The organism is Mucilaginibacter gilvus, from assembly GCF_004054195.1.
GTDB lineage: Bacteria > Bacteroidota > Bacteroidia > Sphingobacteriales > Sphingobacteriaceae > Mucilaginibacter > Mucilaginibacter gilvus.
Map to the genome: position 1 here is coordinate 80,466 of NZ_SBIW01000002.1, position 17,686 is coordinate 98,151.

The 17,686-nt window shown below is 42.7% G+C and carries 31 protein-coding genes; 1 reads left to right on the forward strand and 30 read right to left on the reverse strand.

Annotation, left to right across the window (positions count from 1 at the left end; translation table 11 throughout):
* Positions 1-5: 5 nt before the first annotated feature.
* Positions 6-1,742 (reverse strand): thiamine pyrophosphate-dependent enzyme, encoded by a 1,737-nt coding sequence (locus EPL05_RS03560; protein ID WP_128532188.1) that lies wholly within the window; start codon positions 1,740-1,742, stop codon positions 6-8.
* A 99-nt stretch (positions 1,743-1,841) separates the two neighbouring features.
* Between EPL05_RS03560 and EPL05_RS03565 the strand changes: the two genes are divergently transcribed.
* On the forward strand, positions 1,842-2,141 hold the full coding sequence (locus EPL05_RS03565; RefSeq protein ID WP_208394670.1) for a hypothetical protein: 300 nt from the start codon (positions 1,842-1,844) through the stop codon (positions 2,139-2,141).
* 172 nt (positions 2,142-2,313) lie between these two features.
* Here EPL05_RS03565 and rplQ read toward each other — a convergent pair whose 3' ends face one another.
* From rplQ to rplC, 29 genes are all read right to left on the reverse strand, one after another.
* Positions 2,314-2,862 (reverse strand): 50S ribosomal protein L17, encoded by a 549-nt coding sequence (gene rplQ, locus EPL05_RS03570; RefSeq protein ID WP_128532192.1) that lies wholly within the window; start codon positions 2,860-2,862, stop codon positions 2,314-2,316.
* Positions 2,863-2,994: 132 nt separating this feature from the next.
* Positions 2,995-3,987, reverse strand: coding sequence for a DNA-directed RNA polymerase subunit alpha (locus EPL05_RS03575; RefSeq protein ID WP_128532194.1), 993 nt, complete (start codon positions 3,985-3,987; stop codon positions 2,995-2,997).
* Between the two features lie 193 nt (positions 3,988-4,180).
* The gene (rpsD, locus tag EPL05_RS03580) at positions 4,181-4,789 is read right to left on the reverse strand and encodes a 30S ribosomal protein S4 (protein ID WP_128532196.1); all 609 of its coding nucleotides are present in this window, start codon (positions 4,787-4,789) and stop codon (positions 4,181-4,183) included.
* A 67-nt stretch (positions 4,790-4,856) separates the two neighbouring features.
* On the reverse strand, positions 4,857-5,246 hold the full coding sequence (rpsK, locus tag EPL05_RS03585) for a 30S ribosomal protein S11 (protein WP_128532198.1): 390 nt from the start codon (positions 5,244-5,246) through the stop codon (positions 4,857-4,859).
* Positions 5,247-5,379: 133 nt separating this feature from the next.
* Positions 5,380-5,757, reverse strand: a complete 378-nt coding sequence (rpsM, locus tag EPL05_RS03590; RefSeq protein ID WP_128532200.1) for a 30S ribosomal protein S13 — start codon at positions 5,755-5,757, stop codon at positions 5,380-5,382.
* A gap of 72 nt (positions 5,758-5,829) precedes the next feature.
* The gene (gene rpmJ, locus EPL05_RS03595; protein ID WP_082855993.1) at positions 5,830-5,946 is read right to left on the reverse strand and encodes a 50S ribosomal protein L36; all 117 of its coding nucleotides are present in this window, start codon (positions 5,944-5,946) and stop codon (positions 5,830-5,832) included.
* Between the two features lie 8 nt (positions 5,947-5,954).
* Positions 5,955-6,173, reverse strand: a complete 219-nt coding sequence (gene infA / locus EPL05_RS03600) for a translation initiation factor IF-1 (protein ID WP_022833270.1) — start codon at positions 6,171-6,173, stop codon at positions 5,955-5,957.
* Positions 6,174-6,236: 63 nt separating this feature from the next.
* Positions 6,237-7,028, reverse strand: coding sequence for a type I methionyl aminopeptidase (map, locus tag EPL05_RS03605; protein WP_128532202.1), 792 nt, complete (start codon positions 7,026-7,028; stop codon positions 6,237-6,239).
* Between the two features lie 8 nt (positions 7,029-7,036).
* Positions 7,037-8,380, reverse strand: coding sequence for a preprotein translocase subunit SecY (gene secY, locus EPL05_RS03610; RefSeq protein ID WP_128532204.1), 1,344 nt, complete (start codon positions 8,378-8,380; stop codon positions 7,037-7,039).
* 6 nt (positions 8,381-8,386) lie between these two features.
* A complete protein-coding gene (gene rplO / locus EPL05_RS03615; protein WP_128532206.1) occupies positions 8,387-8,833 on the reverse strand; it encodes a 50S ribosomal protein L15 in 447 nt (148 codons plus the stop codon).
* Between the two features lie 4 nt (positions 8,834-8,837).
* Positions 8,838-9,017, reverse strand: a complete 180-nt coding sequence (rpmD, locus tag EPL05_RS03620) for a 50S ribosomal protein L30 (protein ID WP_067059736.1) — start codon at positions 9,015-9,017, stop codon at positions 8,838-8,840.
* A 6-nt stretch (positions 9,018-9,023) separates the two neighbouring features.
* Positions 9,024-9,542, reverse strand: coding sequence for a 30S ribosomal protein S5 (gene rpsE, locus EPL05_RS03625; RefSeq protein WP_128532208.1), 519 nt, complete (start codon positions 9,540-9,542; stop codon positions 9,024-9,026).
* Between the two features lie 12 nt (positions 9,543-9,554).
* Positions 9,555-9,902 (reverse strand): 50S ribosomal protein L18, encoded by a 348-nt coding sequence (rplR, locus tag EPL05_RS03630; RefSeq protein WP_191190818.1) that lies wholly within the window; start codon positions 9,900-9,902, stop codon positions 9,555-9,557.
* Between the two features lie 5 nt (positions 9,903-9,907).
* Entirely contained in the window at positions 9,908-10,465 is a 558-nt protein-coding gene (gene rplF, locus EPL05_RS03635; protein WP_128532212.1) for a 50S ribosomal protein L6, read from the reverse strand.
* A gap of 17 nt (positions 10,466-10,482) precedes the next feature.
* On the reverse strand, positions 10,483-10,881 hold the full coding sequence (gene rpsH / locus EPL05_RS03640) for a 30S ribosomal protein S8 (RefSeq protein WP_128532214.1): 399 nt from the start codon (positions 10,879-10,881) through the stop codon (positions 10,483-10,485).
* A 151-nt stretch (positions 10,882-11,032) separates the two neighbouring features.
* Positions 11,033-11,302, reverse strand: coding sequence for a 30S ribosomal protein S14 (gene rpsN, locus EPL05_RS03645; protein ID WP_128532217.1), 270 nt, complete (start codon positions 11,300-11,302; stop codon positions 11,033-11,035).
* Entirely contained in the window at positions 11,295-11,864 is a 570-nt protein-coding gene (gene rplE, locus EPL05_RS03650; protein ID WP_128532219.1) for a 50S ribosomal protein L5, read from the reverse strand. The genes rpsN and rplE overlap by 8 nt, the downstream gene beginning before the upstream one ends.
* Positions 11,864-12,205 carry a 50S ribosomal protein L24 gene (gene rplX / locus EPL05_RS03655; RefSeq protein WP_128532221.1) on the reverse strand — a complete coding sequence of 114 codons (342 nt, stop codon included), beginning with the start codon at positions 12,203-12,205 and terminating at the stop codon, positions 11,864-11,866. Before rplX ends, rplE begins: the two co-directional genes overlap by 1 nt.
* A gap of 1 nt (position 12,206) precedes the next feature.
* The gene (gene rplN / locus EPL05_RS03660) at positions 12,207-12,575 is read right to left on the reverse strand and encodes a 50S ribosomal protein L14 (protein WP_067059744.1); all 369 of its coding nucleotides are present in this window, start codon (positions 12,573-12,575) and stop codon (positions 12,207-12,209) included.
* A 1-nt stretch (position 12,576) separates the two neighbouring features.
* On the reverse strand, positions 12,577-12,831 hold the full coding sequence (gene rpsQ / locus EPL05_RS03665; protein ID WP_067059745.1) for a 30S ribosomal protein S17: 255 nt from the start codon (positions 12,829-12,831) through the stop codon (positions 12,577-12,579).
* A 20-nt stretch (positions 12,832-12,851) separates the two neighbouring features.
* A complete protein-coding gene (gene rpmC / locus EPL05_RS03670) occupies positions 12,852-13,055 on the reverse strand; it encodes a 50S ribosomal protein L29 (protein ID WP_128532222.1) in 204 nt (67 codons plus the stop codon).
* A 115-nt stretch (positions 13,056-13,170) separates the two neighbouring features.
* Positions 13,171-13,593, reverse strand: a complete 423-nt coding sequence (gene rplP, locus EPL05_RS03675; protein WP_121245915.1) for a 50S ribosomal protein L16 — start codon at positions 13,591-13,593, stop codon at positions 13,171-13,173.
* Positions 13,594-13,644: 51 nt separating this feature from the next.
* Positions 13,645-14,538, reverse strand: coding sequence for a 30S ribosomal protein S3 (rpsC, locus tag EPL05_RS03680; protein ID WP_128532224.1), 894 nt, complete (start codon positions 14,536-14,538; stop codon positions 13,645-13,647).
* 6 nt (positions 14,539-14,544) lie between these two features.
* Entirely contained in the window at positions 14,545-14,973 is a 429-nt protein-coding gene (gene rplV, locus EPL05_RS03685; protein ID WP_128532226.1) for a 50S ribosomal protein L22, read from the reverse strand.
* A gap of 6 nt (positions 14,974-14,979) precedes the next feature.
* Positions 14,980-15,246: a 30S ribosomal protein S19 gene (gene rpsS / locus EPL05_RS03690; protein WP_067059750.1), complete on the reverse strand. Its 267-nt coding sequence runs from the start codon at positions 15,244-15,246 to the stop codon at positions 14,980-14,982.
* A 2-nt stretch (positions 15,247-15,248) separates the two neighbouring features.
* Positions 15,249-16,076, reverse strand: coding sequence for a 50S ribosomal protein L2 (rplB, locus tag EPL05_RS03695; RefSeq protein ID WP_128532228.1), 828 nt, complete (start codon positions 16,074-16,076; stop codon positions 15,249-15,251).
* Between the two features lie 7 nt (positions 16,077-16,083).
* Positions 16,084-16,374, reverse strand: coding sequence for a 50S ribosomal protein L23 (rplW, locus tag EPL05_RS03700; protein WP_128532230.1), 291 nt, complete (start codon positions 16,372-16,374; stop codon positions 16,084-16,086).
* A gap of 2 nt (positions 16,375-16,376) precedes the next feature.
* Entirely contained in the window at positions 16,377-17,009 is a 633-nt protein-coding gene (gene rplD / locus EPL05_RS03705) for a 50S ribosomal protein L4 (protein ID WP_128532232.1), read from the reverse strand.
* Position 17,010: 1 nt separating this feature from the next.
* Entirely contained in the window at positions 17,011-17,628 is a 618-nt protein-coding gene (gene rplC, locus EPL05_RS03710; protein WP_128533048.1) for a 50S ribosomal protein L3, read from the reverse strand.
* Between the last annotated feature and the right edge of the window lie 58 nt (positions 17,629-17,686).

Below are 17,686 nucleotides of genomic sequence, written 5' to 3' on the forward strand. Positions count from 1 at the left end.
TCCTATTATATCAAGTCCTTTAAATGTTTATAATTCGCTTTTACAGTATCCAGCACCTCGTCCATACGGCCGTTAAGCATTAGCTTGGTCATGGATAGGGCCATCCCTTTTACCTGGCCCAGTTCAATTTTTGGCGGCATGGCCAGGGCGTTAGGGTCTGTAAAAATGTTCACCAACGCTGGACCGTTATACATCAATGCTTCGCGAAGCGCTTGTTTAGCATCGTCGGGGTCTTTAACGGCGATGCCCTTTATGCCCATTGCTTTTGCTACCATGGCAAAATCGGGATTGTGCATTTCGGTTTGCCAATCGGGCAAGCCGGCCACTTCCATCTCCAGTTTCACCATCCCTAAGGACCGGTTGTTGAACACGATGATCTTTACCGGCAGGTTGTATTGAGTGATGGTCGCCAGATCGCCCAGCAGCATGGATAAGCCGCCATCGCCACAAAGGGCTATCACCTGCCTGCCCGGGCAAGCCAATGCCGCGCCGATAGCCTGTGGCATTGCATTCGCCATAGAGCCATGATTGAACGAACCTACCATCTTCCGCTTACCTGTAGCATTAATATACCGCGAACCCCACACACAACTCATGCCAGTATCCACAGTAAATATAGCATCATTGGTGGCTAATTCGTCAAGTAAACTGGCGATGTATTCGGGGTGGATGTTTTCTTTTTTGCCCATATCGTCCACGTAGATCTTCATATTCTCTTTTACACCGGCATAAAGCTCGAGCTGGGCTTTTAAAAAACTATCGTCGGTACTCTGGGTGATGAGCGGTAACAAAGCGGTGAGCGTATCTTTCACATCCCCGCAAAGCCCTACCTCTACCTTGGCGCGGCGGCCAATGCGCTCGGGTTTTGTATCTATCTGCACTATTTTACAACCGGTAGGCATAAAAGGGGTGTATGGGAAATCGGTACCCAGCAACAGCAGCAGGTCGCTTTCGTGCATACTATGATAGGCCGATGGAAGGCCTAAGAGCCCCGTCATGCCCACTTCGTTCGGGTTATCGTATTGGATATCCATCTTGGCACGAAATGAGTAAGCAACCGTGGCATTAAGCCGCTGGGATAGCTGCACCACTTCATCGTGTGCCTCCGCGGCACCTATGCCGCAAAATATGGTTATCTTTTTATGATGGTTGAGTAAGCCTGCCAATTGGTTCAGGTCCACATCCGAGGGGCGGACAACGGCACGGGGGTTAAAATTAGCAGTAGCGGTAGTAATTTCTTCGGAATCCATACCGGTGAGATCACCGGGAAGACCTATTACGGCTACCCCTTTACGGTTAATGGCAGCCTGAATACCGGCCTGCAGCATCCGGGGGAACTGTTTGGCAGTAGTGGCTACCTGGTTGTAATGGCTGCAATCGTCGAATAGTTTGATCGTATTTGTTTCCTGGAAATACTCGGTACCATATTCAAAACTGGGGATGGTAGATGCTATCGCAATAACCGGCGCGCCGGAGCGGTGTGCATCGTATAGTCCGTTTATGAGGTGTACATGGCCGGGGCCGCTGCTGCCCGCGCAACACGCAAGGGTTCCGGTTATCTGCGCCTCCGCTCCTGCCGCATAAGCCCCGGCTTCCTCATGCCTAACGTGGATCCACTGGATGCTGCCTTCGCGCCTTACGGCGTCGTTCACTTCATTTAAGCTGTCGCCGGTTACAGCGTATATGCGCTTGATGCCTGCGTTCACCAGCATTGATACCAGTTGGTCTGCTACGTTTGCCATAGGTTTTCTTTAATTATATTAAGGTAACCTGATTAAGTGGCGTGGGTTTTAAAATTCAGTAAATTACCCTAATATCAATTTCAGGGGACGATTGTAATTGTGGATTACCAGCCCAAAGAAGGCAACGCGGATGCGTTCAAATCGCTGGTGCAAACGCATGTGGACCGCCTTAAAGCAGAAAACTTAGTTACCGACCGGGAACTCATTATTATGGAAGCCGCAGATGGCACTACCATCGAAGTGTTTGAGTGGCTTTTTGCTGAGGCTATACAGCAGGCGCATCAAAATAAAGTGGTACATCAAATGTGGGGCGAGTTTGGGGAGGTATGCGATTATGTGCCTTTGAATAGTATTGCCGAAGCTGCCAGTATGTTTGCCGAGTTTGGGGCGGTGGAGTAGGCTGTAGATGTTAAGCCGCGGTGTCAGTCTGAGCCTGTCGAAGACTTAACGGCGTGCATAGTGGCGAATGGTTCGACAGCTCACCATGACTAGCCTAACCAAAAAACAGTATATAAACAAAAACGGCCCCCGATAAATCGAGAGCCGTTTTTATTATTGCGTAAAAAGCTAATTATTCGCCCTTTTCTGCATTTTCTTCGTTTGCAGCAGGAGCTTCTGGAGCTTCTTCCACAGCCGGAGCTGCTTCAGCAACTGGTGCGTCTGCAACCGGTGCTACTTCGATAGGAGCTTTTGCTTTTGAAGCACCACGACGACGTGTAGTTTTCTTCTCAGCTTTAGCTTCTACGTCTTTACCGTAAACAGTGTTGTAATCAACAAGCTCGATGATCGCCATTTCAGCGTTATCGCCTAAACGGTTCTCTAACTTAACAATACGAGTGTAACCACCGGGGCGGTTAGCAATTTTCACGGCAATTTCACGGAACAGGATGTTCGTAGTGTCTTTGTCTTGCAAATAGCTAAATACGGTACGGCGTGAGTGCGTAGTATCGTTTTTTGATTTGGTTAATAATGGTTCAACATAACCACGTAAAGCTTTTGCTTTAGCTAAGGTTGTTGTAATACGCTTGTGTAAGATAAGCGAAGATGCCATGTTCGACATCATCGCTTTGCGATGGCTGTTCGTGCGGCCTAAATGGTTTAACTTTTTTCCGTGTCTCATTGTGTTGTTAATTTGTGCACGTGCATACCGTTGGGCGACTCTGTTTAATCAAGCCCGCGGAATTATGCCCTCGCCTATTGTAAATAAAAAGTGGTACGTAGAACGTATTACGTTCTACGTACCACTTAAAAATTATTCTTCGTCTAACTTAAATTTAGCCAGGTTCATACCAAAAGATAAGCCTTTTGATTTAACCAGGTCCTGAATTTCAGTTAATGATTTTTTACCAAAGTTTCTGAATTTTAGCATGTCAGCTACATCGTAAGAAACTAAATCGGCAAGGCTGCGGATATCGGCAGCTTTTAAGCAATTCAAAGCACGTACGCTCAGGTCCAGATCAACCAATTCGGTTTTAAGGATCTTACGCATGTGAAGAATTTCTTCGTCAACTTCTTTAGTTTCTTCTTTAGCCTGTGCTTCCAGCATCATGTTCTCATCAGAGAACAGCATGAAGTGCTGGATAAGAATTTTGGCAGCTTGTTTCAAAGCATCCTCAGGATGAATTGAACCATCGGTAGAAATATCAAGGATCAGTTTTTCGTAATCCGTTTTTTGTTCTACACGGTAGTTTTCAAGCGTGTATTTTACGTTCTTTATCGGGGTGAAGATAGAATCGATAGCTATCACACCTACGTTTGCATCAGGGTTTTTGTTTTCCTCGTTAGAGATGTAACCACGGCCTTTAGCAACAGTAAGCTCAACTTCAAGCGTTACCGATGAATCCATATTACAAATAACAAGATCAGGGTTCAACACTGTAAAGTTGTTTGAAAACTTAGTGACGTCGCCCGCTTTAAAAGCATCCTGACCGTTAATGATCACAAATATCTTCTCATTATCGCCCGATTCACCTGTCTTTTTAAAACGAACTTGTTTTAAGTTCAGGATGATCTCGGTAACATCTTCAACCACACCTTTAATGGTTGAAAACTCATGCATTACGCCAGAAATACGAACTGATGTAATAGCATAACCTTCTAATGAAGAAAGTAAGATACGACGCAGAGCATTACCAATGGTTACACCGAAGCCTGGTTCTAACGGACGAAACTCAAACGTGCCATCAAAATCATTTGATTTCTGCATGATAACCTTGTCTGGTTTTTGAAATGCTAAAATTGCCATTTATATCTTTTGTTTATTGTTTGTTTGATAATAGATTTGAGATGTGAGATATGAGATGTGGGAAAAAACCGCACCCTCAACATATCTGTTGATCCAAACCGCCTATAATTGTAATTGTTATAAACTGAAAATCGAGATATGGGATTTGCGAACCTAATCTCAAATCTCATATCTCCAATCTCATATCTAATTCTTATTTTGAGTACAACTCCACAATAAGGTTTTCCTTAATGTTTTCTGGTATCTCATCACGGTTAGGGTAGTTTAAAAACTTGCCTGTTAATTCGGCAGCGTTCCACTCCAACCAGCTGTATTTGTTTATTTTACGGCCAGCAACTGAATTAGTGATGGCTTCCAATGATTTTGATTTTTCGCGCACTGCAATAACATCACCTGCCCTTAAAGCATAAGAAGCAATGTTTACAACACCACCGTTTACGGTGATGTGTTTGTGACCTACTAACTGGCGTGCACCAGAACGTGTAGGAGCGATACCTAAACGGTAAACCGCGTTATCTAAACGTGCTTCCAGGAATTTCAACAGGTTTTCACCGGTGATACCTTCTTTAGCTGATGCGGTGTGGAATAAGTTTTCGAACTGACGCTCTAATACACCGTAAGTGTATTTAACTTTTTGTTTTTCCATTAATTGTACCGCGTACTCAGATTGCTTTCCTCTTCTTTTAGAAGCGCCATGCATTCCGGGTGGGTAGTTTTTTCTTTCCAACGCCTTATCCGGACCGAAGATCGGCTCGCGGAACCTACGCGCAATTTTTGATTTGGGGCCTGTATATCTTGCCATTATTTGTGTGTTTTAAAGTATCAAACAGCCTGTAGCTGTCGAATCTTAGCTTTAAAAAATTAGTGAATTAAACTCTTCTTCTTTTAGATGGACGGCAACCGTTGTGCGGAAGCGGGGTGATGTCCTTAATAGTAGTTACTTCGATACCTGTTGTTTGCAGGGTACGGATAGCGCTTTCGCGGCCGGAACCCGGGCCTTTAACAAATACTTCTACTTTACGTAAACCTAAGTCATAAGCAGCTTTACCGCAATCGGCAGCAGCCTGACCGGCAGCGTAAGGGGTGTTCTTTTTAGAACCTTTAAAACCCATTTTACCTGCAGATGACCAAGAAATTGCCTGGCCGGTTTTGTTGGTAAGGGTGATAATGATGTTGTTAAAAGTTGCATTGATGTGTGCTTCGCCTACAGACTCTACAATTACAATGCGTTTTTTGGTAACTTTTTTGCTTTTAGCCATTTTCTTAATTATTGAGTTAGTGAATTACTGAATTAGTGATTTCTAATTCGGACCCACCCAACCGTTTTTTATAATTTTATATTCCTGGCAAGCTTAAAGTATCACTACTCACAACTCACCAATCAACTATTTACTATTTAGTAGCTTTCTTTTTGTTAGCAACTGTTTTACGTTTTCCTTTACGGGTACGTGAGTTATTTTTGGTGCGCTGACCACGTAACGGTAAACCTTTACGGTGACGGGTACCACGGTAGCAACCGATATCCATTAAACGTTTGATGTTAAGCTGAACTTCTGAACGTAACGAGCCTTCAACTTTGATCTGATCGTTGATGATGGTACGGATAGCCGTTAACTGATCATCAGACCAATCCTGTACTTTCACGCTCTCATCAATTTCAGCTTGCTTCAAAATATCTTCAGCTGTAGAGCGTCCGATTCCATAGATGTAGGTTAAACCTATAACACCTCTTTTATTCTTTGGTAAATCAATACCTGAGATCCTTGCCATATTTTTTGTTTGTGTTTTAACGTAATACCGAACGGCGGGCCACCGTTGTACGGACTATTACAAGTTCCTTAATTATCCCTGACGCTGTTTGAATTTCGGGTTCTTTTTGTTTATCACGTAAAGTTTCCCGTTACGGCGGATGATCTTGCAATCAACGCTGCGCTTTTTAATGGATGCTCTAACTTTCATCTCGTTGTTTATTTATATCTGTAGGTTATTCTTCCTTTTGTTAAATCATACGGGCTCATCTCCAGTTTCACCCTGTCGCCAGGAAGAATTTTGATGTAGTGCATACGCATTTTGCCCGATATGTGCGCAATAATCTCGTGGCCATTTTCCAGTTCAACTCTAAACATTGCGTTAGATAACGCTTCGCGAATTGTACCATCTTGCTCAATCGAGGATTGTTTTGCCATATTTTACTGATTATTACTTAATTATCTGCCCCCAAAACGGGATGCAAAATTAATAAAAATATTTTAATTATTATTTTTTTCTTTTAAAACTTCGTCAATGTATGAAAACGTTGATAAAACGTCTGGTTGACCCTTTTTTACAGCTACCGTATGCTCGTAGTGAGCCGACACCTTTTTATCAACAGTAGACACGGTCCATCCATCATCCCAAAATTTAACACCGGCACGGCCCGCGTTTATCATTGGTTCAATAGCAATCACCATCCCCTCTTCTAACTTAATACCTGCGCCACGTTTACCGTAGTTAGGCACTTCCGGCTTTTCGTGCAGGCGTGTACCTACTCCGTGGCCAACAAGTTCTTTCACCACACCAAAACCATTCTTCTCTGCGTGTTCCTGTACCGCGTAGCCTATATCGCCAATGCGCATACCTACTACAGCCTTTGCAACACCCAGATCCAAACACTCGCGGGTTACGCGCATCAGTTTCTTTGTATTCTCGTCTACCTCGCCAATGGCAAAGGTAAAGGCCGAATCGCCAAAGTATTTGTTTAATATAACACCACAATCAACAGACACAAGGTCCCCATCAACCAAAGGTTTTTTACTGGGGAAGCCATGTACCACCTGGTCGTTAAGCGATATGCACAATGAGTAAGGGAATCCGCTATAATTTAAAAATGCCGGAACCCCGCCGTTATCGCGGATAAAGGTTTCGGCAAGTTTATTTAATTCGAGGGTAGTAACACCGGGGCCTATAACCTTAGCTATTTCCCCGTGTGTTTTGGAAACAAGTAAAGAACTTTCTCTTATCAGTTCTATTTCTTCAATAGACTTATAAATGATCTTAGACATGTTTTAATTTAGATAGCCGTGGGCGTGGTACCTGCAGCAGCCGGAACGCCTGAGCGCCCTTTGATCCTACCGGTCTTCATCAACCCGTCGTAATGACGCATTAACAAGTGGCTTTCAATCTGCTGTAAAGTATCTAACACAACACCTACAAGGATAATTAACGATGTACCGCCAAAGAACCTTGCAAATAAGCTGCTTACCCCTACCATGCTGGCCAACGCTGGTATAATAGCTACAATGGCCAAAAAGATAGAACCCGGTAATGTGATTTTTGATATAACTTCATCAATGAAGGTAGTGGTAGCGTTACCCGGTGCAACACCTGGTATAAAGCCGCCGTTCTTCTTCATATCATCGCTCATTTGCTTGGGGTTAACCGTAATAGCTGTATAGAAATACGTGAACAGGATGATCAGTATAGCAAATACAAGGTTATGTTCCCATGAGTTGTAGTTTGATAAAGCGATCAGTATTCCGTTTGATGCAGCATTAGGGAAAAACTGTGCAACGGTAGCAGGGATAAACATTAATGCCTGGGCAAAAATGATAGGCATAACACCCGCAGCATTTACCTTTAAAGGTATATACTGGCGCACACCGCCATATTGTTTGTTACCCACAATACGTTTTGCATATTGTACAGCAATTTTACGTGTACCCTGTACAATGAGGATGGTAAACATTACCACACCCAACAGCGCTACAATTTCTACAATGAAGGTAATTAAACCACCCGGGCCGCTGGTACGGGATTGAAACTCGGTAGCGAAAGCTGCTGGCAGCTGCGCTATGATACCCACCATGATGATCAATGAAATACCGTTACCAATACCTTTATCAGTGATTTTTTCGCCCAGCCACATTACAAATAAAGTACCTGCGGTTAATACGAATGTGTTCAGTATAATAAAGTACGGGTTGCCAATAAGCATAGCATCGGCGCTTACCTGAGATTTCAGATAACCGATAGCCTGCAAAGCGGTGATACCTATGGTTAGGTAACGGGTCCACTGGTTTAGCTTATTACGGCCGCTTTCACCCTCTTTTTGTAATTTGGTAAAGTATGGCACAGCTATACCTAAAAGTTGCACTACGATAGATGCAGATATGTAAGGCATTACACCTAATGCAAAGATGGACGAACGTGAGAACGAACCTCCTGCAAACATATTAAGCAAGCCTACCAAGCCTTCTTTAGCTTTAGCATTATCAAGGGTAGCCGCGTTTACACCCGGCAATACGATATACGAGCCAACACGATATATCAAAAGAAATAAGAGTGTGTTTGTTATACGCACTCTTAGATCCTCAATTTTCCAAATATTGGATAATGTGGTGAAAAATTTCTTCATCGAAAATTATAACTTTACAATAGTTCCGCCGGCCGCTTCAATAGCTTTTTGTGCAGTAGCAGTAAATGCATGTGCAGTAACTTCTAACTTGGCTTTTAGTTCGCCACGGCCAAGGATCTTAACCAAGCCGTTTTTAGACACCAAACCATGTTCTTTCAAGGTATCAAAGTTAACTGTTGATAATGAATATTTTTCAGTTAAAGCTTGTAATACGTCAAGGTTTACACCAACATACTCTACACGGTTAAGGCTTTTGAAACCTACCTTAGGTACGCGGCGTTGTAATGGCATCTGGCCACCTTCAAAACCTATCTTGGTAGATGTACCTGAACGTGAACCGGCACCTTTATGGCCACGGGTTGATGTACCGCCACGGCCACTACCTGTACCACGGCCAATTCTTTTTCTATTTTTAGTAGAACCTTCTGCAGGTTTAAGATTACTTAAATTCATGATATTAAATATTTTCTACTGCTACCAGGTGGTTCACTTTCCGAACCATACCGATGATAGCCGCAGTGGCTTCAACTTCCACGCTGTGGTTAATTTTTTTAAGGCCTAAAGCCTCAACAGTTTTTTTCTGGCGCTCGCTTCTGTCGATAACGCTTTTTATCTGTGTTATTTTAATTTTCGACATGACTGATTATCCGTTAAATACTTTTCCTAAACTGATACCGCGCTGTTGAGCTACTGTATGCGCATCGCGTAATTGCGATAATGCAGATACGGTTGCTTTAACCACGTTGTGCGGGTTTGATGATCCTTTTGATTTGGCCAGTACATTGTGTACTCCGGCACTTTCCAATACAGCGCGCATTGCACCACCGGCTATAACACCGGTACCGTTTGCTGCTGGTTTGATAAATACAAAACCACCGCTGAATTTACCAATTTGCTCATGTGGAATAGTGTTGTTGATAATTGGAACCTTTACCAGGTTCTTTTTAGCATCATCAATACCTTTAGCAATTGCTTCGGTAACTTCTTTTGCTTTACCAAGTCCGTAACCCACTACACCTTGCTCATCACCTACCACTACGATAGCAGAAAAGCTGAATGTACGGCCACCTTTTGTTACTTTGGCTACACGTTGTATACTTACCAGGCGATCTTTTAATTCGATCTCGCTGGTTTTTACTCTTTTTATGTTGATTGTTGACATTTCCTGTTTCGATTAAAAGTTTAAACCACCTTCACGTGCACCTTCTGCCAGTGATTTAACACGGCCGTGGTACAAGTAACCATTCCTGTCAAACACTACATCTTTAATACCTGCAGCGATAGCTTTTTCGGCTACCAGTTTACCTACAGCTACTGATTGATCTGACTTAGTAGACCCGCTTGCGACAAAATCTTTCGATAATGAAGATGCTGATACTAAGGTTTTGCCACTAACGTCGTCAATAATTTGAGCGTAGATGCCTTTGTTGCTTCTGAATACAGATAAGCGAGGGCGTGCTGTTGATCCTGAAAGGCGTTTACGTATGCCTTTTTTAATCCTGTCTCTTCTTGATAATTTCATGGCGCTTATTTTTTAGATGCTGATTTACCTGCTTTTCTTCTCAATACTTCGCCAACAAACTTGATACCTTTACCTTTGTAAGGCTCTGGCGTACGTAACGAGCGGATCTTCGCTGCTACCTGGCCAATCAATTGTTTATCGTTAGATTCCAGGATGATGGTTGGGTTTTTACCCTTATCAGCAGTGGTTGTAACTTTAATTTCCTGTGGTAACTCAAATACATAATGGTGAGAATAACCCAACACTAAATCTAAAGTATTACCTGTGTTTGTTGCGCGGTAACCTACACCTACCAATTCCTGGCGAATTGTGTAGCCTTCTGTTACACCAACAACCATGTTGTTTATTAACGAGCGGTACAAACCGTGTAACGCTTTGTGGCGTTTCTGGTCAGACGGGCGTTTAACCAGTAACTGGCCTTCTTCCTGCTCTATAATGATATCTCTATCTACGGCCTGTTGCAATTCGCCTTTGGGGCCTTTTACGGTAACTACATTATCTGCAGATACTGTAATAGTAACGCCGGCTGTGATTGCTATAGGTGCTTTTCCTATTCTTGACATTGCTTAATTTCCTCCTATTAATAAACGTAGCATAAAACTTCGCCACCTACATTCTGCGTGCGAGCTTCTTTATCGGTCATTACACCTTTAGAAGTCGACAGGATAGCGATACCTAAACCATTTAACACACGCGGCATGGTGTCCATACCAGCGTATTTCCTCAAACCTGGTTTACTAATACGAGAAATGCTGCGGATAGCAGGGATCTTAGTTATAGGGTGGTACTTTAAAGCAACTTTGATGCTGCCTTGTGGTCCGTTTTCCTCAAACTTGTAATTAGCAATGTAACCTTTTTCGAAAAGCACTTTAGTGATTTCCTTTTTCAGATTTGATGCAGGAATTTCAACAACCCGGTGGTTGGCTTTAATAGCATTCCTTACTCTTGTAAGATAATCTGCGATTGGATCTGTATTCATTATTGTTGTTTATGATAGTGGTTTCCTTCCGGTAACATCCCGGGCGACCTTCTATCGGTTAAATTCTAAAAATTTAGAGCCGCGAAATTACAAAAAATTCAAAACATATTTACTATGTTTTGAATTTTCCTGTAGCTCTAAGTATCTTTGCTTACCAGCTTGCTTTTTTAACACCCGGAATTTTACCGGCCAGTGCCATATCACGGAATGTAACACGTGATATACCGAACTGACGCATGTAACCGCGTGGACGGCCGGTTAGCTTGCAACGATTGTGCAATTTTACCGGTGATGATGCTTTAGGTAGTTTATCTAAACCCTGAAAATCACCAGCTGCTTTTAATGCAGCTCTTTTTTCAGCATATTTTGCTACTAATTTGGCACGTTTTACTTCGCGTGCTTTTACGCCTTCTTTAGCCATTGTTAACTGGTGTTTGATTTTTAAATGGTAAACCAAATTGCTTAAGTAACTCTAATGCTTCAACATCGTTGGTAGCAGAGGTTACAAAGGTAATATCCATACCTTGTATTTTGTTGATCTTATCGATGTTTATCTCCGGGAAGATGATCTGCTCGGTAATACCTAACGTATAGTTACCGCGGCCGTCAAAACCTTTATCGTTGATACCCTTGAAATCACGGATACGTGGCAAAGCTACAGAGATCAAACGATCTAAAAACTCATACATTGTATTATCGCGCAGGGTAACACGTACGCCAATTGGCATGTTTTTACGCAATTTAAAGTTTGAGATATCTTTTTTAGATTTTGAAGATACTGCTTGCTGGCCGGTAATGGTAGTTAACTCGGTGATGGTGTTCTCGATCAATTTCTTATCGGTAGTAGCACCGCCAACGCCCTGGTTAATTGCTATTTTAAGCAATTTAGGTACCTGCATTACGCTCTTGTACTGAAATTTATCCTTCAGTGCAACGCGAACATCGTCCTTATATTTAGTTTTTAACCTTGGTACGTAAGTCATTATTTAATTTCCTCCCCTGATTTTTTTGAAACCCTAACCAATTTGCCGGCATCGTTTAATTTACGGCCAACACGGGTAGTTTTTCCGGTTTTTGGTTCAACCAGCGCCAGGTTTGAGATGTGTATAGCAGCTTCCTGCTTTACTATCCCGCCATTAGGGTTGGCTGCATTAGGCTTAGTGTGTTTAGATACCATGTTGGCACCTTCTACAATAGCCCTGTTTTTTTCAATTATTACTTCAACAATTTTACCTTGTGAACCTTTTGAGTCACCGGCTATAACCTTCACTAAATCGCCCTTACGGATCTTTAACTTAGCTGGTTTTGTGATTTTCTTTTCCATATTATAATACCTCCGGTGCTAATGATACAATTTTCATAAATTGTTTTTCACGTAGTTCCCTTGCAACAGGGCCGAATATACGTGTGCCCCTTGGCTCATCCTGGTTGTTTAATAACACAGCTGCGTTATCATCAAAGCGGATGTACGAACCATCTTTCCTGCGTATCTCTTTCTTGGTTCTTACCACTACGGCTTTAGATACAGTACCTTTTTTAACGTTACCTGATGGGATAGCGCTTTTTACGGTTACTACGATCTTATCACCGATAGAAGCATATCTTTTGCCTGTACCGCCCAATACGCGTATCACTAAAACTTCTTTAGCTCCGCTGTTATCGGCTACATTTAATCTTGATTCCTGCTGTACCATGTTATTTAGCCCTCTCTAAAATTTGAACTAATCTCCAGTTTTTGTTTTTGCTCAGCGGGCGTGTTTCCATAATCAATACGGTATCGCCAACACCACAGGTGTTTGTCTCATCGTGAGCCATAAATTTGGTAGTTTTCTTTACGAACTTACCATAGATGGGGTGCTTCACCTTCCGCTCTACAGCAACTACAATAGATTTTTCCATCTTATTGCTTACTACCAGGCCGGTACGTGTTTTTCTTAAATTTCTTTCCATTGTTTTCCGACGCTTAAAAATTAATTAGAAGCTGACGCCGCTTTACGCTTTGTTATTTCAGTATTTAAACGAGCAATTTCCTTGCGCACTTTAGTGATACGGGTTGGATTTTCAATAGCCGAAACCGCGTGAGCGAATTTCAATTTAGTCAATTGACCTTTTTCCTCGCTGAGCTTTGCTGCTAATTCTTCAGCCGACAGCTCTATTAATTCTGAGTTCTTCATTTTCTTTATTGTTTGTTGTAATGTTGGAATGTTTTAACGTTGTAATGTTTCTTTTTGGGTTGAAAAGTCAATCCAACTTTACAACATTCAACCTTACAACCTTTCAACTCCGAGTTTATGCCTCTACGTAATCTCTACGTGTTACAAATCTGGTTTGCACCGGTAATTTTTGTGCAGCAAGGCGCAGGGCCTCCTTGGCAACCTCTAAAGGCACACCTTCTGCTTCAAATATCATCCTGCCCGGGCGTACAACTGCAACCCAATATTCGGGTGCACCTTTACCTTTACCCATACGTACCTCTGCTGGTTTTTTGGTTACAGGCTTGTCAGGAAATATCCTGATCCACACCTGGCCTTCACGTTTCATGAAACGTGTTACAGCAATACGTGCAGCCTCGATCTGGCGGCTGGTAATCCAGGCTGCTTCGAGTGATTTTATACCGAAAGATCCGAATGAAAGCTCGGTGCCACGACTGGCTAACCCTTTCATCCTGCCTTTTTGCATCTTTCTGAACTTCGTTCTTTTTGGCTGTAGCATTTTATTAAGCTTTTATATCCTCACGGATATTTCTGTTCTTTCTAATTATTATTATCTCCTTGGGCCACCTGGGCGGTTACCGCCACCGCCACCTTGTCCACCTGGACGGTTACCACCTGGGCCACCCGGGCGGCTGTTACCAGCGCCTGGTCCGCCTCTGCGGTCACCACCTGGGCCCGGTTTACGATCGCCACGGCGTTCGCCACCACGTTCTCCACCTCTTGCACCATCACGTCCACCGAAACCGGCTGAACCTTCTGGGCGGCCACCTTTACCGCTTGCACTGCTTGTGCCACCAATGTTTGGAGACAGATCGCGTTTGCCGTAAACTTCACCTTTACAGATCCAAACCTTAACACCTATTTTACCATAGGTAGTTAATGCTTCTGCTAAAGCGTAATCGATATCGGCACGGAAAGTATGCAAAGGAATTCTTCCTTCTTTGTATTGTTCTGTACGAGCCATCTCAGCACCGCCTAAACGGCCGCTTGTCATCACTTTAATACCTTCAGCACCCATTCTCATGGTAGAAGCTATTGTAGTTTTCATGGCACGACGGAACGATATACGTGCTTCAAGTTGTTTAGCAATACCTTCGGCAACTAACTGGGCATCAAGCTCAGGGCGTTTTATTTCGAAGATGTTGATCTGAACATCTTTTTTGGTTAATTTTTTTAATTCTTCTTTGATCTTATCAACCTCAGCGCCGCCTTTACCAATTACAATACCCGGACGGGCAGTGTGGATGGTTACAGTGATGCGTTTTAAAGTACGTTCTATAACAACTTTAGATACACCACCTTTATTGATACGAGCTGATAAGTATTTGCGGATCTTTTCGTCTTCAACTAATTTGTCGGCATAGTGATTTCCACCGAACCAATTAGAATCCCAACCGCGGATGATCCCTAACCTGTTACCTATTGGATGTGCTTTTTGTCCCATTTCAAATTAGTTGTTATCGTTTTTACTATCCACAATCAGTGTTACATGGTTAGAGCGTTTGCGTATACGGAAACCCCTTCCCTGCGGAGCCGGGCGTAACCTTTTTAACTGACGGCCACCACCTACTGATACCTCTTTTACTATTAAGTTGCTATCTTCAACACGTTTGCCTTCGTTTTTTGCTTCCCAGTTTTTGATGGCTGATAACAAAAGTTTCTCTACACGTATTGCAGCTTCTTTATTAGTGAATTTTAAAATGTATAACGCCTTCTCAACGTTTACACCGCGGATCAGGTCAACCACCAAACGCATTTTGCGGGGTGAAGTTGGGCAGTTCTGTAACTTAGCAACCGAAGAGCCACCCACAACGAGTTTCGCAGCTTCTTTTTGTTGCCTGATCTGTACAGACCTTTTAATTTTTGTTGTTGCTTCCATTGCCTGTTATTTTTTCTTTTCTGCGTGACCGCGGAATGTGCGGGTTGGAGCAAATTCGCCCAACTTGTGACCAACCATGTTTTCTGTTACGTACACAGGGATAAATTTATTACCGTTGTGTACTGCGAATGTATGACCAACGAAATCAGGAGAGATCATGCTACGGCGCGACCATGTTTTTACAACTGATTTTTTACTTGCATCATTCAAGGTCAGAACTTTTCTTTCCAGGTTATGATCTATGTAAGGTCCTTTTTTAATTGAACGTGCCATTATTATTTCTTCCTTCTTTCAATGATATAACGATCTGACCCTTTTTTCTTGTCACGAGTTTTGTAACCTTTAGCTAACAAACCTTTACGTGAACGTGGATGACCACCCGAAGAGCGACCTTCACCACCACCCATAGGGTGATCTACCGGGTTCATGGCAACACCACGAACTCTTGGGCGACGACCTAACCAACGTTTGCGGCCAGCTTTACCTAACACTGCGTTTGCTTTCTCGCCGTTTGAAACGGTACCGATAGTTGCCAAACAAGTTGACAGTATCATACGGGTTTCGCCAGAAGGCAATTTGATGATGGCATATTTACCATCACGTGCTGATAACTGAGCGTAAGTACCGGCGCTGCGGGCAATAATACCACCCTGGCCAGGGTTTAACTCAATATTGTGGATGATAGAACCTAACGGGATGTTTTTCAAAGGCATGGTATTACCAACCTCTGGTGCAGCACCTCCGCCAGATACAACTACCGTTCCAACTGTTAAGCCTTCCGGAGCTATCATGTATCGTTTTTCACCATCAACAAAATGTAACAGCGCTATACGTGCAGATCTGTTTGGATCGTACTCAATAGTTGCAACTTTTGCAGGAATGTCAAACTTGTTACGTTTGAAATCAATTAATCTGTATGCTTGTTTATGGCCACCACCCAGGTAGCGCATAGTCATTTTACCGCTGTGGTTACGACCACCCGACCTTGTGTTGGCTGATACAACCAACGACTTTTCAGGAACGTTTGTTGTAATATCTGAGTTAGATACATCAATCCTGAAGCGGGTACCCGGCGTAACCGGTTTAAATCTCTTTACTGCCATTTTCGTATTATATATTGCTGTAAAAATCTATTGTTTCACCATCCTTCAGCGTAATGATGGCCTTTTTATAAGCAGCAGCGCGGCCTGTTACGGCACCTGCCTTTGTATTGCGGCTTTTAAGCTTGCCCATGTATTTCATTGTGTTAACTGCTGTAATGTTAACACCATACATAGCCTCAATAGCGCCTTTGATCTGAATTTTGTTGGCTCGTGGATCAACCTTGAAAGCATAGCGATTAAGCTTCTCAGTTAATTGAGTTATCTTTTCAGTAAGTAAGGGTTTCTTTAAAATTTCCATAATTACTTAGCTAATGCTTCCTCCAAAGTTTTAACAGCGCCTGTAGTAAGGATTAGTTTACCAGCGTTTAACACATCATAAGTGTTAAGCTGCTCAACTGAAATTACCTTAGTTTTCTTCAGGTTTCTGCTTGATAAATAAACGTTGTTGTTTTCTGCACCTGCAAGTACTAATAACGTTTTGTCGTTAGTTACGTTCAGGTCAGCTTCCATTTGGATATATGTTTTGGTTTTGATAGTATCAAAGCTGAAATCTTCCAATACCAAAATGTTATTATCCTTTGCTTTGTATGATAAAGCTGATACACGTGCTAATGATTTAAGCTTTTTGTTCAGCTTAAAGCTATAATCACGCGGCTGCGGACCGAAAACACGACCACCACCATTAAACAATGGAGATTTGATGCTACCTGCACGGGCGCCGCCTGTACCTTTTTGTTTATGTAATTTGCGGGTACTACCTGCAATTTCATTACGTTGTTTTGATTTGTGCGTACCCTGGCGCTGGTTAGCTAAGAACTGCTTTACATCTAAGTAAATAGCATGATCGTTGGGCTCTACACCGAATACGGACTCAGGCAGTTGCACCTTGGCTCCTGTTTCTTTACCTGATAGATTTAATACGTTGATTTCCATCTTATTTATCCAATATTACGAATGAACCCTTAGCTCCTGGGATGGAACCCTTAACTACGATTAGGTTTTGCTCGCTAAATACTTTAACCACTTGAAGGTTTTGTACTTTAACACGAACGTTACCCATTTGACCAGCCATACGCATACCTTTAAATACACGTGAAGGCCAAGAAGAAGCTCCTAATGAACCTGGTGCACGTAAACGATTGTGCTGACCGTGAGTTTGCATACCCACACCGCTAAAACCGTGACGTTTTACCACACCCTGAAACCCTTTACCTTTTGAAGTACCAACTACATCAACAAAATCACCGGCAGCAAAAATATCTACGGTAACGGTGTCACCAAGATTTTTTTCGTCCGTGAAAGTTTTGAATTCTACAAGCTTACGCTTAGGAGTAGTGCCGGCTTTTTCAAAATGGCCTTTTAGGGGTCCGGAAGTGTTTTTTTCCTTCTTTTCGCCATACGCTAACTGAACAGCAGCGTATCCGTCTGTATCCACAGACCTGACCTGAGTTACTACGCAAGGGCCAGCTTCGATTACAGTGCAGGGAATGTTTTTCCCTGTTTCATCGAAAATGCTGGTCATTCCTACTTTTTTACCAATTATTCCTGACATTTTCTTTATTTTATTTGTGCCCATCGAAGCAGTAGGGCTTCGTTCAAGGCATATTATT

Coding starts and splice junctions, on each gene's coding strand:
- rpsK (WP_128532198.1), bottom strand. CDS start 5,246: ATGGCTAAAAGCAAAAAAGTTACCAAAAAACGCATTGTAATTGTAGAG.
- rplX (WP_128532221.1), bottom strand. CDS start 12,205: ATGGAAAAGAAAATCACAAAACCAGCTAAGTTAAAGATCCGTAAGGGC.
- rpsM (WP_128532200.1), bottom strand. CDS start 5,757: ATGGCAAGGATCTCAGGTATTGATTTACCAAAGAATAAAAGAGGTGTT.
- rpmJ (WP_082855993.1), bottom strand. CDS start 5,946: ATGAAAGTTAGAGCATCCATTAAAAAGCGCAGCGTTGATTGCAAGATC.
- rpsC (WP_128532224.1), bottom strand. CDS start 14,538: ATGGGACAAAAAGCACATCCAATAGGTAACAGGTTAGGGATCATCCGC.
- infA (WP_022833270.1), bottom strand. CDS start 6,173: ATGGCAAAACAATCCTCGATTGAGCAAGATGGTACAATTCGCGAAGCG.
- rplN (WP_067059744.1), bottom strand. CDS start 12,575: ATGGTACAGCAGGAATCAAGATTAAATGTAGCCGATAACAGCGGAGCT.
- map (WP_128532202.1), bottom strand. CDS start 7,028: ATGTCTAAGATCATTTATAAGTCTATTGAAGAAATAGAACTGATAAGA.
- rplW (WP_128532230.1), bottom strand. CDS start 16,374: ATGGAAATTTTAAAGAAACCCTTACTTACTGAAAAGATAACTCAATTA.
- rpsH (WP_128532214.1), bottom strand. CDS start 10,881: ATGAATACAGATCCAATCGCAGATTATCTTACAAGAGTAAGGAATGCT.
- EPL05_RS03560 (WP_128532188.1), bottom strand. CDS start 1,742: ATGGCAAACGTAGCAGACCAACTGGTATCAATGCTGGTGAACGCAGGC.
- rplV (WP_128532226.1), bottom strand. CDS start 14,973: ATGGAAGCAACAACAAAAATTAAAAGGTCTGTACAGATCAGGCAACAA.
- rplP (WP_121245915.1), bottom strand. CDS start 13,593: ATGCTACAGCCAAAAAGAACGAAGTTCAGAAAGATGCAAAAAGGCAGG.
- rplE (WP_128532219.1), bottom strand. CDS start 11,864: ATGACTTACGTACCAAGGTTAAAAACTAAATATAAGGACGATGTTCGC.
- EPL05_RS03575 (WP_128532194.1), bottom strand. CDS start 3,987: ATGGCAATTTTAGCATTTCAAAAACCAGACAAGGTTATCATGCAGAAA.
- rpsN (WP_128532217.1), bottom strand. CDS start 11,302: ATGGCTAAAGAAGGCGTAAAAGCACGCGAAGTAAAACGTGCCAAATTA.
- rplC (WP_128533048.1), bottom strand. CDS start 17,628: ATGTCAGGAATAATTGGTAAAAAAGTAGGAATGACCAGCATTTTCGAT.
- rplQ (WP_128532192.1), bottom strand. CDS start 2,862: ATGAGACACGGAAAAAAGTTAAACCATTTAGGCCGCACGAACAGCCAT.
- rplF (WP_128532212.1), bottom strand. CDS start 10,465: ATGTCAAGAATAGGAAAAGCACCTATAGCAATCACAGCCGGCGTTACT.
- rplR (WP_191190818.1), bottom strand. CDS start 9,902: ATGAAATTATCAAGAAGAGACAGGATTAAAAAAGGCATACGTAAACGC.
- rpsQ (WP_067059745.1), bottom strand. CDS start 12,831: ATGGAAAGAAATTTAAGAAAAACACGTACCGGCCTGGTAGTAAGCAAT.
- rplD (WP_128532232.1), bottom strand. CDS start 17,009: ATGGAAATCAACGTATTAAATCTATCAGGTAAAGAAACAGGAGCCAAG.
- rpsS (WP_067059750.1), bottom strand. CDS start 15,246: ATGGCACGTTCAATTAAAAAAGGACCTTACATAGATCATAACCTGGAA.
- rplO (WP_128532206.1), bottom strand. CDS start 8,833: ATGAATTTAAGTAATCTTAAACCTGCAGAAGGTTCTACTAAAAATAGA.
- rpsD (WP_128532196.1), bottom strand. CDS start 4,789: ATGGCAAGATATACAGGCCCCAAATCAAAAATTGCGCGTAGGTTCCGC.
- rpmD (WP_067059736.1), bottom strand. CDS start 9,017: ATGTCGAAAATTAAAATAACACAGATAAAAAGCGTTATCGACAGAAGC.
- rpmC (WP_128532222.1), bottom strand. CDS start 13,055: ATGAAGAACTCAGAATTAATAGAGCTGTCGGCTGAAGAATTAGCAGCA.
- rplB (WP_128532228.1), bottom strand. CDS start 16,076: ATGGCAGTAAAGAGATTTAAACCGGTTACGCCGGGTACCCGCTTCAGG.
- secY (WP_128532204.1), bottom strand. CDS start 8,380: ATGAAGAAATTTTTCACCACATTATCCAATATTTGGAAAATTGAGGAT.
- rpsE (WP_128532208.1), bottom strand. CDS start 9,542: ATGTCAACAATCAACATAAAAAGAGTAAAAACCAGCGAGATCGAATTA.